The sequence below is a fragment of the Streptomyces torulosus genome (genome assembly GCF_001419765.1).
Taxonomy (GTDB): Bacteria; Actinomycetota; Actinomycetes; order Streptomycetales; family Streptomycetaceae; genus Streptomyces; species Streptomyces torulosus.
Genome location: NZ_LIRK01000965.1, coordinates 1 through 1,580, shown reverse-complemented (window position 1 = coordinate 1,580; position 1,580 = coordinate 1). Strand labels below are relative to the sequence as shown.

The window sequence follows — 1,580 nt, the reverse complement described above, 5'->3', positions numbered from 1 at the left end:
CGCACCAGCCGTGGTGGCTGCTGCAGAACCTCTCCGGATACGGCGGGCCCCTCTCCCCCGCGCTGATCGCCCGCCGGGCCGCGCTGGGCCGCCGTATCGCCGACCGGCTGCGCGAACTGGGCATGGCACCCGTGCTGCCCGGCTACTACGGGCATGTGCCGAAACAGTTCGTGGAGCGCAACGGCGGCGACGCGCACGTCGTCCCGCAGGGCGTCTGGCACGGCTTCGAACGCCCCGACTGGCTCGACCCGCGCACCGACTCCTTCGCCCGGGTCGCCGCCTCCTTCTACCGCCATCTCAAAGAGGTGTTCGGGGAAGCGGACCTCTTCAAGATGGACCTGCTCCACGAGGGCGGCACCGCCGGCGACGTCCCCGTCCCGGACGCCGCCCGTGGCGTCGAACGCGCACTCCACCGGGCCCGTCCCGGCGCCACCTGGGTGATCCTCGGCTGGCAGGAGAACCCCCTGCCCGAACTCCTCGACGCCATCGACAGATCGAGGATGCTGATCGTCGACGGCGTCTCCGACCGCTACAAGAACGTCACCGACCGGGAACGCGACTGGGGCGGAACCCCGTACTGCTTCGGCACGATCCCCAACTTCGGCGGCCGGACCACGATCGGGGCACGCGCCCACATCTGGAACGAGAAGTTCTTCGCCTGGCGGGACAAGCCGGGCAGCGCGCTGGTCGGCACGGCGTATCTGCCGGAGGCCACCGACCGCGACCCCGCCGCCTTCGAGCTGTTCTCCGAACTGGCCTGGACACCGAAGCGGATCGACCGGGCCGCCTGGTTCTCCTCGTACGCCGATCTCCGCTACGGCGGCCGCGACGCCTCCGCCCGCGCGGCGTGGCGGGCCCTGCACGACACCGCGTACCAGCACCGGGCCACCGAGCGCAGCGATCCCCACGACTCCCTCTTCTGCGCCCGCCCCGACCTGGCCGCGGACCGCGCCGCCGCGTACGCGCCGAGGACCCTGACCTACGACCCCGGCCGCTTCGACGCGGCTCTCGCCGGGCTGCTCGGCGTCGCGAAGGGGCGGCGGGGCAGCGCGGCGTACACCCATGACGTGGTGGACGTGGCGCGGCAGGCGCTCGCGCACCGCGGCCGCCAGTACCTGCCGCAACTGCGGGAGGCGTACCGGCGGGGGGACCTCGCGACCTTCCGGGCGCTGTCGACGCTGTGGCTGCGGCTGATGCGGCTGTCGGACGAGGTGACGGGCGCGCACCGGGCGTTCCTGCTCGGCCCGTGGATCAACGACGCCCGGCTGCTCGCCACGGACGACGCGGAGCGGGCGGAGTTCGAACGGACCGCGAAGGTCCTGGTCACGGTGTGGGGCGGGCGCGCCACCTCGGACCCGGGGGATCTGCACGAGTACGGCAACCGGGAGTGGAACGGCCTCATGGCCGACTTCTACCTGCCGCGCTGGGAGAAGTGGCTGGGCGCCCTGGAGGACGCGCTCGCCACCGGGACCGCTCCGGCGCCCGTCGACTGGTTCGCGTTCGAGGAGCCGTGGACACGGGAGCGGAAGGACTATCCGCTGCGGCCGGTGGGCGACGCGCACCGGCCGCAGCGGATAGTC

1 protein-coding gene is annotated in these 1,580 nt (G+C 73.0%); it reads left to right on the top strand.

Features of this window, described 5'->3' with window-relative positions; translation table 11 throughout:
- Positions 1-1,580, top strand: a 1,580-nt coding sequence (locus tag AOK23_RS43135) for an alpha-N-acetylglucosaminidase (protein ID WP_206336449.1), incomplete at both ends; no start/stop codon positions are given.